Annotated in this window: 11 protein-coding genes; 9 read left to right on the forward strand and 2 right to left on the reverse strand. The window is 41.1% G+C overall.

Annotated features, from left to right (window positions below; all coding sequences use genetic code 11):
- Positions 1-77: 77 nt before the first annotated feature.
- Positions 78-482 (reverse strand): thiol-disulfide oxidoreductase DCC family protein, encoded by a 405-nt coding sequence (locus tag FO442_RS01735; RefSeq protein ID WP_144331410.1) that lies wholly within the window; start codon positions 480-482, stop codon positions 78-80.
- A gap of 123 nt (positions 483-605) precedes the next feature.
- Between FO442_RS01735 and elbB the strand changes: the two genes are divergently transcribed.
- From elbB to FO442_RS01775, 8 genes are all read left to right on the forward strand, one after another.
- Positions 606-1,292 (forward strand): isoprenoid biosynthesis glyoxalase ElbB, encoded by a 687-nt coding sequence (gene elbB / locus FO442_RS01740; protein WP_144331411.1) that lies wholly within the window; start codon positions 606-608, stop codon positions 1,290-1,292.
- Entirely contained in the window at positions 1,289-3,058 is a 1,770-nt protein-coding gene (locus tag FO442_RS01745; protein WP_144331412.1) for a MutS-related protein, read from the forward strand. The genes elbB and FO442_RS01745 overlap by 4 nt, the downstream gene beginning before the upstream one ends.
- Positions 3,055-4,011, forward strand: a complete 957-nt coding sequence (locus FO442_RS01750) for an extracellular catalytic domain type 1 short-chain-length polyhydroxyalkanoate depolymerase (RefSeq protein WP_186279830.1) — start codon at positions 3,055-3,057, stop codon at positions 4,009-4,011. Before FO442_RS01745 ends, FO442_RS01750 begins: the two co-directional genes overlap by 4 nt.
- 219 nt (positions 4,012-4,230) lie before the next feature.
- Positions 4,231-5,841, forward strand: coding sequence for a phosphoenolpyruvate carboxykinase (ATP) (pckA, locus tag FO442_RS01755; RefSeq protein WP_144331414.1), 1,611 nt, complete (start codon positions 4,231-4,233; stop codon positions 5,839-5,841).
- Positions 5,842-6,019: 178 nt separating this feature from the next.
- Positions 6,020-6,568 (forward strand): hypothetical protein, encoded by a 549-nt coding sequence (locus FO442_RS01760; protein ID WP_144331415.1) that lies wholly within the window; start codon positions 6,020-6,022, stop codon positions 6,566-6,568.
- A gap of 18 nt (positions 6,569-6,586) precedes the next feature.
- Positions 6,587-7,330 (forward strand): subclass B1 metallo-beta-lactamase, encoded by a 744-nt coding sequence (gene bla, locus FO442_RS01765; protein WP_144331416.1) that lies wholly within the window; start codon positions 6,587-6,589, stop codon positions 7,328-7,330.
- Between the two features lie 5 nt (positions 7,331-7,335).
- The gene (locus FO442_RS01770) at positions 7,336-7,911 is read left to right on the forward strand and encodes a Crp/Fnr family transcriptional regulator (protein ID WP_144331417.1); all 576 of its coding nucleotides are present in this window, start codon (positions 7,336-7,338) and stop codon (positions 7,909-7,911) included.
- Between the two features lie 66 nt (positions 7,912-7,977).
- Positions 7,978-8,421, forward strand: a complete 444-nt coding sequence (locus FO442_RS01775; protein WP_144331418.1) for a carboxymuconolactone decarboxylase family protein — start codon at positions 7,978-7,980, stop codon at positions 8,419-8,421.
- A 300-nt stretch (positions 8,422-8,721) separates the two neighbouring features.
- On the opposite strand, the gene FO442_RS01780 is transcribed toward FO442_RS01775, so the two are convergent.
- The gene (locus FO442_RS01780) at positions 8,722-9,321 is read right to left on the reverse strand and encodes an RNA polymerase sigma factor (protein ID WP_144331419.1); all 600 of its coding nucleotides are present in this window, start codon (positions 9,319-9,321) and stop codon (positions 8,722-8,724) included.
- A gap of 285 nt (positions 9,322-9,606) precedes the next feature.
- Between FO442_RS01780 and uvrA the strand changes: the two genes are divergently transcribed.
- The gene (gene uvrA, locus FO442_RS01785) at positions 9,607-12,393 is read left to right on the forward strand and encodes an excinuclease ABC subunit UvrA (RefSeq protein WP_144331420.1); all 2,787 of its coding nucleotides are present in this window, start codon (positions 9,607-9,609) and stop codon (positions 12,391-12,393) included.
- Positions 12,394-12,489 lie beyond the last annotated feature (96 nt).

Raw genomic sequence — 12,489 nt, forward strand, 5'->3', positions numbered from 1 at the left:
TTAACAAGAGTTTACACAAAATTGATTGCTTTCTTAACATCTGGTTTTATTTAAAACTTCCTGATAGAAAGTAAAAATTAAATCGCTTTTTGGGACAAAAACCGGGCAGCCTGCGAAGGCGTCGGGAGGGCACAAAAAGCAGGAGCCAAACGCATACGCCGCTTGGCAATCATATTATAAATCCCGTCCCGAATAAAGCGAGGACAAACCCAACCTATCTTGCCCAGATTCGATGGAAAACGCAAATAGTTCAAAACCTTGAGTGCTGCAGTAGATCGATTATTCAATTTTTTTCCGTCCCAAAAATAAAAGGTTGACAAATCCAGTTCGTGGATTCCCTGCTTTTTAAAAAAATCTTTTGCAAAATCGCTTTGCAGGGCACAGAAATGGATCTCGGAGTTTTTTTCATGATTCAGGACAAACTGAACCGTTTTATTGCAAAAACCGCAATCACCGTCGTAAAATATTATTGGTTTATCCATTTGAACAAAGATACGAAATAGCTGGAGAATCGTATTTTTGAAAAACAAAAACTGTTCCAGGGTTTATAACCCTGGAAGGGTGGTTAAATTTTTTTTACCTATTTTATATTAAATCACAATACCATGAATTTTGGAATTTTACTTTCCGGGTCAGGAGTCTATGACGGAGCGGAAATTCAGGAAGCCGTACTGAGTATGCTGGCAGTATCCGAATCAGGAGACACATACACTTGTATTGGAGTAGATGCGGATCAGTTTCATGTAATCAATCACCTTACCGGAGAACCAATGAATGAATCCCGGAACATGCTCATAGAAGCTGCCAGGATTGCACGGGGAAACATTGTACCGATCCAGGACATACAACCGGCAGATATTGACGGATTAATCATTCCCGGAGGATTCGGAAATGCAAAAAACTTCACGAACTGGGCATTTGAAGGTCCGGACGGAACTATTTTGCCGGAAGTAAAATTATTACTTGTCAATCTGGTAAATATTGGGAAACCCATTGCCGCTTTGTGTGTGAGTCCGGTAGTTTTGGCAAAAGCCCTGGAAGGCTCTGATATTCATCCATCCTTAACTTTGGGGACAACGACCGAATCTTCTCCTTATGATATTGAAGCATTTTCCCAGGGTTTGGTAAAAACGGGAGCAACCACCACTTACAAAACCGTCAAAGAAATTCAGGTAGATCAGGCAAATAAAATTGTTTCTGCACCTTGTTATATGATGGATGCAACAATCAGTGATATTTGGAAGAACATTCAACAGGCAGTGAGTGAATTGAAAAAAATGGCAACTGTATGATTCCGGATTATACTGAAAGATCAAAATCATATCAAGAGTCTGTTAATCAAATCAATAAACAGCTTCAGTTAATTGGTTGGTCAAGATTGATTGCTTTGCTCGTTTCCGGAACCTGCTTTTATTATTCCAGGGCAGAAAACGGGCTGCCTTTTTTAATCGGAGGGATCGGTTTTCTCGGATTGTTTGCTTTTTTGGTGAATTATCACTTCCGGGTAAAACGCAAGCTCCAGGTTGCAGTGACCTATCAATGGTTAAACGAGTCGGAAGATTTGTTCCTGAAAGAAGCAAAACCTTACTACGAAAACGGAAAAGAATTCCTGGACACGAAACATCCCTATTCTTTTGACATCGATTTGTTTGGTCCGCACTCATTATTTGAGCATTTAAACCGCACATCCACCGTTATCGGGAGTGAAAAACTGGCTGCTTCCCTGCTTCAGACTCAAAGCAGCGAAGCACTTAAAAACTCCCAGGAAGCAATTGCCGAAATCGCAGAAGACCTCGAATGGAGACAAGCTTTCCAAGTATATGCAAAACTGGGGAAAGACAGTCATGAAATCCGGAATTACATTGAACATTGGCAGGATTCCAGACAGTCACTATCCATTGTTTCCACCGTGCTCGCGTTCATTTTTCCAGCACTGGGATTGACAAGTATGATCTTATTGTGGCAAACTGACCGGGTTTACTGGTTTAATGTCGGGGTTATCTTATACGTTATAAACATGTTATTGTTTGGTGCCATCGTTGGAAAAATAAAGAATGAGATCGGAAAAACCGAACGGATAGGTGCTGCACTTTTGGCTTACAGCGAAATGCTCCGGTTAATAGAGAAACGGGATTGGAAATCAACGAAGCTCCAAGAAATCCATGAAAAAATCCATTCCAAAAATCAGGCAGCAAGCACACTATTGAAAGAGGCTTCCAAAATATATGGAAACATGGACAGCGTCAACAACGGGATGGCCGTTTTTCTTTTGAACGGAACGGTTCAGTTCCATGTGCATGTATTCCGGCAACTGGTGAAATGGAAGAAGAAACACCGTGAATCAATCAGTCAATGGATTGAACAGATCGCTGAAGTAGAAAGCATTCTTTCCTTCAGTAATTTCAAAGTCAACAATCCGGAATATTCCTTTCCTGATTTGAACGAAAAACAAATTTCTTTTGAAGATCTGGGGCATCCGCTGATCCCGAAAAACAAACGCGTTTGTAATTCCATTTCGTTTGACCGGGAACGTTTCGTGATTCTTACCGGATCCAATATGTCGGGGAAAAGTACTTTTTTAAGAACACTTGGAATTGCCGTGATTTTATCCAATGCGGGCTCCGTTATTCCTGCCGAAAACGCAACTTTCTTCCCTATTCCTTTGCTGGTTTCCATGCGTCTGAGCGATTCACTGGAGGAAAGTACCTCTTACTTCTTTTCCGAAGTAAAACGATTGAAACTAATCATCGATAATCTCAACCAGGGCCCGGCTTTTGTTTTACTAGATGAAATTCTGCGTGGGACCAACTCGGATGACAAGCAAAACGGAACAATCGGAATGGTAGAACAAATGGTTCGCTTGAATGCGATCGGCATGATTGCCACCCATGATTTGGAGGTTTGCGAAACCACTCGTTCACATCCTTCGTACTTAAACAACAAATGTTTTGAAGTGGAGATCAGGGACAACGACCTGTTTTTTGATTACAAACTTCGAAATGGAATTTGTCAAAATAAAAGTGCTACATTCATTATGAAAAAATACCAGGTAATTTGAAAACAACGATTCTCTTCTCACTACTGCTCTTCCCTTTTTTCGGAAGTGCTCAATTAACCGACATCACCGCTTCGATAGTTCAAAACCCGGGAAACCTGAATGCATACATTCATGAGCCGGTGAAAAAAACAAGCGGTAAAATTCCGCTGGTATTGGTTCTTCACGGCTGCAACCAGGATGCAACGGAAATCGCAAGCGGATCAGGTTGGAATAAATTAGCTGATTCATTGAATTTCCTGGTGCTTTACCCGGAACAAAAAGCGGCAAACAACATGATCAAATGCTTCAACTGGTTTGCGAAAGATGACCAGGAAAAGGACAAAGGTGAAATTGCCAGCATTCATGAAATGGTGAAATATGCGGTTTCCCACTATCCGATTGACACTTCCAAAATATTTATTTACGGAGTGAGTGCCGGAGCAGCAATGAGTGTGAATTACATGGCTTGTTACCCGGGCAGTATCAACTCAGGGGCCATTTTAGCCGGAACTTCTTACAAGCAAGTAGATTCACCGATGAAATCCTTTTCACAAATGAAACAACCAACGATGTTCAATGACTCTATTCTACGTCAGCGACTTCACTCACAGGATTCTCTTTACAAAGGAGAGTTTCCGCATTTAATTGTTATCCATGGAACTGATGATAAGGTCGTGCAGTATGGAAACGGAGAAGTTTTGGTAAAACAATGGAAAACAGCATTTAAAATCGTTTCGGAATCTCAAAAACAAGTTCAGGGAGGTCCTGCAACCCCGACTATTATGCGCACCGACTATAAAGATGAAAAAGGACGTTCAGTCATCATTCTTTATAAAGCCAACAAATGGGGCCATTACTTAATGATCGACCCCGGTCCTGCCATCAATCAGGGGGGCGAAGTTTCCAAACATGCTAAAGACGGCGATTTTTTCAGTACATACCAGATTGCAAAAGATTGGAATTTAACGAAGTAAAGTTTAATAAGTTATTAACCCTGCATCACCTGCAATAAACTAGTAATAAAGGCGTTATCAGCTATAAGTCAACGGATTTGTTCTTATTCTGTTAATATTTATACTGAAAAAAGGGTGAATTTTTCATGAATCCATGTACTTTTGCACCGAAATTAGTTAGCACCAACGCTTACGCAGTAGCTACAGCGTAGGCGCAAGAGCAAAACAAAAAGACATTTTATGAATGAATTTGGTAAACGAGGAAAAAACGCCGATTTAAAAGCAACTATCGGATTAGAAAATCTCGGTAACGTATTTTGGAATTTAACGCCGGCAGAACTAGTGGAAGACACGATTATCAGCGGTCAGGGTGTGTTAACAGACACCGGAGCGATCGCTATCGAGACAGGTGAATTCACTGGGAGATCTCCTAAAGATCGTTTTGTTGTCCGTGACGCTAAAACTGAAGACAGTGTTTGGTGGGGCGATGTGAATATTCCTGTTTCTGCAGAACAATTCGATGCGTTATACAACCGCATGAAGGCTTATTTGATTGACAAAGATGTGTATGTTCGTGATGCATATGCCTGTGCTGACGACAAATTCAGAATGAACATTCGTGTAACTGCAGAATTCCCTTGGTCAAACATGTTTGCATACAACATGTTCCTGCGTCCCACTGATGCGGAAATCGAAAATTTTGAGGCAGAGTGGAACATTGTTTGCGCTCCCGGATTCAAAGCTGACCCTGCAATTGACGGAACACGCCAATCAAATTTCGCAATCCTGAACTTCACTCGTAAAATGATTATTATCGGTGGAACAGGATATACAGGTGAGATCAAAAAAGGAATTTTCTCTGTATTGAATTACGTATTGCCTCATGAGAAAAATGTACTTTCCATGCATTGCTCTGCAAACGTTGGAGAGAATGGCGACACAGCTATTTTCTTCGGGTTATCCGGAACGGGAAAAACAACGTTGTCATCAGATCCGAATCGTCGTTTGATTGGTGACGATGAGCACGGTTGGTCAGACAATACCGTATTCAACTTTGAAGGAGGATGCTACGCGAAAACGATCGATCTTTCAAAAGAAAAAGAACCGCAAATTTACGATGCGATTAAGTTCGGTGCAATCCTGGAGAACATCGGGTTCTACGAAGGAACTTCAACTCCGGATTACACAGACGGTTCTATTACAGAAAACACCCGTGTTTCCTACCCGATTGATTTCATTGATAACATCATGAAACCGTCTATCGGATCAGGCCCAAAAAATATTTTCTTCCTGACAGCTGATGCATTCGGTGTATTGCCTCCGATCTCCCGCTTAACGAATGAGCAGGCAATGTATCACTTCATGTCTGGTTACACTGCAAAGGTTGCCGGAACAGAAGTTGGTATTACAGAACCTACAACAACATTCTCTGCGTGTTTCGGAAAAGCATTCTTACCGCTTCATCCGGCGAAGTATGCGAAATTATTGGGTGAAAAACTACAAGGAACAGATATCAAGGTGTGGTTGATCAACACAGGTTGGTCAGGTGGATCTTACGGTATAGGAAGCCGAATGAAATTGTCTTACACACGTGCAATGATTACTGCTGCATTGACAGGGAAACTGGACAATGCTGTATACGAAACATTGCCGGTATTCGAACTATCCTTCCCTACTTCTTGTCCGGAGGTTCCAAGCGAAATTTTAAATCCGCGTGAAACTTGGGCAGATAAAGTAGCATACGATAAAACTGCCAACCATTTGGCTGATCAGTTCGTTAAGAATTTTGAACAGTTTGCGGCAGAAACATCATCAGATATTTTAGCAGCAGCCCCTAAGGTTACTGTTTAATCTAGTTTTATTATTTAGCTAAAAGGTCTTCCTGATGTGGGAGGCCTTTTTCTTTGACAGCTTTTTTTTAGCACGTTAGTAAACTTACTTACCGACACCTTCCATTTCCCAAAAAATCCCAATTCCATTTCATGAACCAAACTTTCACCTAATTTTCATCTTCATTTTTTTATTTTCAATGAACCAAGCTTCAACGCCCCTTGTTTTCAGTGAGGGAAAAACATTTAACTACCTCATTCCCCTGCTATTCTGCGGCATCGCATCTGCGATTAGTTTTGTACTCTTTTTCCCTTTGGGAATAATCCTTGCTGTTACCTGTGTTCTTTTGGGATCAATCGAAAGCGGACTGGAATTCGACGCTGAAAAAATGGAGTTTCGAAAATTCCAATCATTGTTTGGTTTCAAGTGGGGAAACTGGAGGAAAATTAACCATCCGGATAGTTTTCATTTATACTTATCGATAGAAAACAATTCATACAATACTCCTATGCTTACCGCTCCGGCTTTTTATGGCTCCGGCCCGACCGTAAAAAGCAAGTCAATTACATACAATGTGGCTGTGTACACAAAGAGAGATGAAAAGATTGTTATTTATGAGTTTTCGAGTTACAAAATGGCACTTAGCTTCATGAATCATCTAAGAGCTTTAACATCTTATGAAGTGGTTGACCATATTGCTTTGAAAATGCAAGAAAACCAGCAAAAAAGAATGAACAGACGAAGATAAATCCGTAGGTTTGTAAGTATGAAAACGCTTCTTTTTTCACTGGTTTGTTTTTGTTCGTTCGGGATAAATGCACAGCTGGATTTCAAAAAAATCTCGGACAGTTCATATGTTTTCACAACTTACCAGGTTTATAAGGAAGTCCGTTTTTCTGCTCATGGCCTATTGAAAATTACTTCTGCCGGCGTAGTGATGATCGACACTCCGTGGGATACCACTCAATTTCAACCTTTATTGGATTCCATCGATCTGAGATTCCACAAAAAAGTATTGTTGGTCATTTCCACACATTGGCATGAAGACCGGAGTGCAGGATTGGATTATTATAGAAAAAAAGGAATTGCCACTTACAGTACTTATGCTACCAGGAATTTGTGTCGGGAAAACAACTTCCCACAGGCACAGTACACCTTTGAAGGGGATACGACTTTTCGCATTGGAAAAACGGTTTTCGAAACATATTACCCGGGAGCAGGTCACACCTCTGATAATATTGTTGTGTATTTCCCCACGGACAAAATCCTCGTCGGGGGATGCTTTATCAAGGCTGAAGAAGCTGAAGACCTGGGAAACCTTTCGGATGCGAATATCGGAATGTGGCCTGTTGCTGCAAAAAACCTAATGAAGAAGTATCCTAAAGCGAAATGGGTTATTCCGGGACATCAGAAAATCGTACCGGGCAAAGGAGCAATAAAACACACCTACAGACTTGCACGGGAAACCTACAAAGGCAGAAAACAGGATAAGAAAAAGGCGAAGCATTAGTTTCTATGTCACAAATCTTTAAACAACATATTTCTAAGTTTATTACTGTTTCAGATGAAGAATTTGAGGCAATTATGACCTATTTCAATGCCATCCAAGTATCAAAAAAAGAGATCCTGCAGGAAGAAGGCAGGAGTTGTCGTTACCAATACTTCGTATTGACCGGTTGCCTTCGAAAATTCCTGATCAATGAGAAAGGAGTTGAAGTAACCACCGAATTTGCCCTGGAAACTTGGTGGATGTCCGATAATCGTGCTTTTGAATTCCAAACCGAAGCCTTATTCAGCATCCAGGCCGTGGAAAATTCGGAAATACTGACTATTGAAGCACAGTCATTGGAAAAACTCTACCGGGATTTCCCCATTATGGAACGCTATTTCCGTTTTGTGTACCAACGGGCTTTTGCGGCCTACCAAATGCGAATCAAATTTTTATACACCATGTCCAAAGAAGATTACTTCTTCCATTTCTACGATTCGTATCCGAAGTTCGTACAACGTGTTCCTCAGTATTTACTGGCTTCCTTCCTTGGTCTCACCCCGGAATATTTAAGTGAGCTTCGAAGAAAAAACCGTTCTTAAACCAGTTTAAGTTTTTTCCAGGATTTGTTCCGGACCTTTGTTAGGTAAATCTAAAGAACAAACAAAATGGAAAAAAGAATCAACATTCTGGAAACAGAACCCGGAGCAACAAAAGCAATGTATGGATTACAAGGTTACATTGAAAAAAGTACCCTGACAAAAACACACCAGGAATTAATCAAAATACGCGCTTCCCAAATAAACGGTTGTACCTATTGTATCGACATGCATACGAAAGATGCACTGAAACACGGTGAAACTATTCAACGCATCGTTTTACTGAACGCTTGGAGAGAAGTGAATGATCTGTATACGAAAGAAGAACGCGTGATCCTGGCATTGACCGAGACAGTAACACTGATTTCACAGGAAGGAATTCCGTCCGATTTGTACAAGGAGGCAAGCGAGACGTTCGAAGAGAATTATTTGGCTCAGATCATTATGGCTATCGTAACGATCAATTCATGGAATAGAATTGCAATCAGCGGATTGTTTCAACCGGCGGAGTAAAAGACAGGTTGACACCAATAACCTGAGCTCCTGATAGTATTTCAGGGGCTTTTTACATGTATTTTACCAGTCACTTCTTTCCAGGTTAAATCAATTGATTGTATTACTTAATATAGTGAGTGTGGTAACCTATGATGAAGCTTGTGCCATCGCTAACCTTGCTCCACGGTAGCGGTTATGTGAAAGTGAAGAACTACTGGCGGCATGCGATCAGCGTAAGCATTAGCAGAGCAGAACCACAAAAAAATCCCCTCCACCACAGCGTGAAAGGGATCCTATTTTATATATGGTAGCTAACAATTAATCGAGATCCGTAACTAACTGGTGTTTCTCGATCAACTTCCTTAAATTAATCAACGCATAGCGCATTCTTCCCAATGCCGTGTTGATTGAAATGTTTTCTGCTTCTGCAATATCTTTAAATGAAAGGTCCTGGAAAATGCGTTTTTCAATGATCTCTTTTTGACTTTCAGGCAAATGTTGGATCAGTTCGATCATTTGTGTCTCCAGTTCTGTTTTGGAAATACTCTGTTCGATATTCAATTCCTCCATTTTAAGAACGGAAAAAATAGTAAAATCCTCACTTTTCGCATTACGCTCACTTACCAGTTTCATTCTTCCGTTCTTACGAAAATAATCGATCACCAGGTTTTGTGCAATGCGCATGGCCCAAGGTAAAAATTTTCCTTCTTCATTGTAGTTACCCAACTTCAATGTTTGAATGATCTTCACAAATGCTTCCTGAAAAATATCTTCCGCAATTTCGCGCTCACGGATCTTGTGATAAATGGAACGGTATATTTTGTCTTTATGACGCATCAACAGAACTTCAAAAGCTTGTTCGTTTCCTTCTAAATAATAATGAATAAGGACTTGATCGTCTAGAAATTTCATAGCCATAACTCTACTCTTAAAGGTGTAACCAGTTGTTTATTAACAGTTTAAAGTAGAATTCTTTCTATAGGCTCTATGAATTATTTTTGGAAAGATAGAACTTTTCAGAATAAAATCAAAAAAAACCTTAAAAAATTGTGAATGCAAGTAACCAATTTCAGATTCAAGGTTACCCCCTTTTACCTGCATCACTTATTTCAAGTAGAAGGTCTTCTGAAAAATCATGGAAATTCCATGTAATTCGTTATTCATATCCGTTCGGAATTCGCAATTAATTCCGAAATTTGTACTATGTCCGAAAGATACATTCACATCAAAGGCGCACGCGTCAATAACCTTAAAAATCTGGAAGTTAAGATCGAACATGGTAAGTTCACTGTCATTACAGGACTTTCGGGTTCCGGAAAGTCTTCCCTGGCATTCGATACCCTGTATGCGGAAGGACAAAGACGGTACATTGAAAGCCTTTCTTCTTATGCGCGTCAGTTCTTAGGGAAATTGGATAAACCAGAAACAGATTTCATCAAAGGAATTGCTCCGGCAATTGCCATTCAACAAAAGGTAATAACCAATAATCCGCGATCAACGGTTGGCACAACTACGGAGATTTACGATTACCTCAAAATATTATTTGCACGGATCGGTAAGACCTTCTCTCCCATTTCAGGAAATGAGGTTAAAAAAGATTCGGTGACAGATGTCATCAATTATATCGCAAGCCTGGAGAATGAGATTCGGCTGTTGATTACGGCGCCTTTTCCTTCCCTTGAAAAATACGGGATCGAGAAAACACTGAAATTGCTCAAGGAGCAAGGTTATGTACGCATCATGCACAACCACGAACTCAAACAACTCGAAGACCTCAAAACAGAAGACTTCAATCTCTCCGATTCGATCCAGATCGTTGTAGACCGGATCGTTACCCAGGACATGGATCCTGATTTTTCCGGAAGGCTCGGAGATTCCATTCAACTGGCATTTATGGAAGGTCACGGGGATTGTTCAGTCATTCATATGGGAAGTATGGAGGAACGCACTTTCTCCAATCGTTTTGAACTGGACAATATGTCTTTCGTAGAACCTTCTCCTCACCTGTTTACTTTCAACAACCCGTTTGGAGCATGTAAGACATGTGAAGGTTACGGTTCTATTATCGGGATTGACCCGAACCTGGTGATCCCGGATCCCAGTTTAAGCGTTTACGAAGGTGCAGTTGTTCCCTGGAAAGGTGAAGTCATGGGTGAATACAAGGAAGAACTGGTCCGGAATGCACGGAAATTCGACTTCCCGATTCATCGACCGGTGGAAGAGCTGACGGAAGAACAATTGGATACCCTGTGGAATGGAAACAGCCATTTTGCCGGAATTAACGGATTCTTTAAATTCGTAGAAAGCCAATCGTATAAAATTCAATACCGCGTACTGCTTTCACGCTACAGGGGAAAAACACTTTGCCCGGAATGTCATGGAACGCGGTTGAGAGAAGATGCTAACTATGTGAAGGTTGGCGGGATCAGTATCAAAGAACTGGTTTTAATGCCCATTGAAAATGCATTGAAGTTTTTCGAAACACTGGAAGTGGATCCGCTGGAATTGAAAATCACCAACCGGATTTTACCGGAGATTACGCAACGTCTTTCATTTTTATGTGAAGTCGGTTTAGGATACTTAACCTTGAACCGGGCTGCCAATACACTTTCGGGTGGGGAATCCCAACGAATTAACCTGGCAACATCGCTGGGAAGCAGTTTGGTCGGATCCATGTATATTCTGGACGAACCAAGTATCGGGTTACATCCGAGAGATACAGAACGGTTGATCGGTGTGCTGAAAAAGCTGCGCGACATCGGAAATACGGTCATTGTTGTAGAGCACGAAGAAGACATGATGCTTCATGCTGATGAAATTATTGACATCGGTCCTGCAGCCGGAAAATTCGGTGGAGAAGTCGTTTTCCAGGGAAAATTCGACGCACTTAAGAAAAACAATGCCAGTCTTACGACACAATACTTAACCGGGGTTCGTGAAATTCCCGTTCCAAAGAAACGCAGAAACGGAAAGAATAAAATTTCAGTCATTGGTGCGAAAGAACACAACTTGAAGAACATATCGGTTGATTTTCCGTTGAATCGCATCGTAGCAGTGACCGGGGTAAGCGGCTCAGGAAAATCGACACTTGTCAAAGAAATATTGTATCCGGGCATTCGCAAATACCTGGGACAATATGGAGATCACCAGGGAAATGTGAAACGCATCGAAGGTGACCTTTCCAGTATTGCTGAAATTGAATTGATTGATCAAAATCCGATCGGGAAATCCTCCCGAAGCAACCCTGTAACCTATGTAAAGGCTTTTGACGACATCCGGGAATTGTTTGCCAAACAAAACGCGGCAAAACACAATGGCTATAAACCGGGATTTTTCTCGTTCAACGTGGAAGGCGGGCGCTGTGAAATGTGTGAAGGAGAAGGTGTTGTAACCGTCAGCATGCAATTCATGGCCGATGTACATTTGGTATGTGAATCTTGCGGAGGAAGCCGTTACCGTCAGGAAGCCCTGGAAATTCATTACCGCGACAAAAATATTTCCGACATTCTAAATATGGATATTTCCTCTGCCCTGGCATTTTTCAAGGAAGGGAAAGACAAATTGGAAGAAAAAATCGTTCAAAAAATTCAACCGCTGGAAGATGTTGGTTTGGGATACCTGCAAATGGGACAATCCAGCAGTTCGTTAAGCGGCGGTGAAGCACAGCGCGTCAAACTGGCTTCATTCCTGATCAAAGGTGCACAAAAAAGCAATAAAACACTTTTCATTTTTGATGAGCCAACAACCGGACTTCATTTTTTTGATATTGAAAAGCTGCTGATCGCATTCAATCGGTTGGTAGATGACGGGCATTCCATCATTGTCATCGAACACAACATGGATGTGATTAAGGCGGCAGATTGGATTATCGACATTGGTCCTGAAGGTGGAATAAATGGTGGAACTATTGAATTTACAGGCACTCCGGAAGAATTGGTAAAGGTAAAAAACAATTATACGGGAATACACTTAAAGCATAAGTTGAAGTAAGATTTAAAGCATCACTTTAAGCACCTTTCGACAATCGACGAAATCAACATTTCATTCGACGAAAACAGCCAAAAATACAATCCGAATTGGGTGAGA

It is taken from the genome of Fluviicola chungangensis (assembly GCF_007558725.1).
GTDB lineage: Bacteria > Bacteroidota > Bacteroidia > Flavobacteriales_D > Crocinitomicaceae > Fluviicola > Fluviicola chungangensis.

Excerpts from the sequence above, each read along its gene's own strand:
- FO442_RS01735 (WP_144331410.1), bottom strand. The coding sequence starts at position 482 with ATGGATAAACCAATAATATTTTACGACGGTGATTGCGGTTTTTGCAAT.
- elbB (WP_144331411.1), top strand. The coding sequence starts at position 606 with ATGAATTTTGGAATTTTACTTTCCGGGTCAGGAGTCTATGACGGAGCG.
- FO442_RS01745 (WP_144331412.1), top strand. The coding sequence starts at position 1,289 with ATGATTCCGGATTATACTGAAAGATCAAAATCATATCAAGAGTCTGTT.
- pckA (WP_144331414.1), top strand. The coding sequence starts at position 4,231 with ATGAATGAATTTGGTAAACGAGGAAAAAACGCCGATTTAAAAGCAACT.
- FO442_RS01760 (WP_144331415.1), top strand. The coding sequence starts at position 6,020 with ATGAACCAAGCTTCAACGCCCCTTGTTTTCAGTGAGGGAAAAACATTT.
- bla (WP_144331416.1), top strand. The coding sequence starts at position 6,587 with ATGAAAACGCTTCTTTTTTCACTGGTTTGTTTTTGTTCGTTCGGGATA.
- FO442_RS01770 (WP_144331417.1), top strand. The coding sequence starts at position 7,336 with ATGTCACAAATCTTTAAACAACATATTTCTAAGTTTATTACTGTTTCA.
- FO442_RS01775 (WP_144331418.1), top strand. The coding sequence starts at position 7,978 with ATGGAAAAAAGAATCAACATTCTGGAAACAGAACCCGGAGCAACAAAA.
- FO442_RS01780 (WP_144331419.1), bottom strand. The coding sequence starts at position 9,321 with ATGGCTATGAAATTTCTAGACGATCAAGTCCTTATTCATTATTATTTA.
- uvrA (WP_144331420.1), top strand. The coding sequence starts at position 9,607 with ATGTCCGAAAGATACATTCACATCAAAGGCGCACGCGTCAATAACCTT.